Annotated in this window: 1 protein-coding gene; it reads right to left on the bottom strand. The window is 65.7% G+C overall.

Annotated features, from left to right (window positions below; translation table 11 throughout):
• The coding region (locus RVY79_RS17935) for an enolase C-terminal domain-like protein (protein ID WP_317465871.1) at nucleotides 1-379 on the bottom strand (379 nt) is incomplete at both ends.

The following is a 379-nucleotide window of genomic DNA, read 5'->3' as shown; positions in this document are numbered from 1 at the left end:
GGAACCGTCGGCGTGGCGCCACACGGGGTTGCGACAGTCGGGGGCTTCGTTGCTGCGCTCGAGGACCAGCGCGTCGTCAATGTCCACGCCCAGGCCCGGCAGGCGCGGCGGGCGGATATAGCCGCCTTCCAGCGCGAAATCGGCCTTGTTGCGCACGTAATCGAGCAATTCGGCACCCTTGTTGTAGTGGATGCCCATGCTCTGCTCCTGCAACGTGGCATTCCAGCTCACAAAATCGACGTGCAGGCAGGCGGCGAGCGCGATCGGCCCAAGCGGGCAATGCGGCGCCAACGCCACATCGTAGGCCTCCGCCATGGCGGCGATCTTCACGCATTCGGTAATGCCGCCCGCGTGCGACAGATCTGGCTGCAGGATCGAC

It is taken from the genome of Chromohalobacter sp. HP20-39 (assembly GCF_033052815.1).
Lineage (GTDB): Bacteria > Pseudomonadota > Gammaproteobacteria > Pseudomonadales > Halomonadaceae > Chromohalobacter.
The sequence above is the reverse complement of the archived record's forward strand: the minus strand, read 5'-3'. Positions and strand labels throughout refer to the sequence as shown.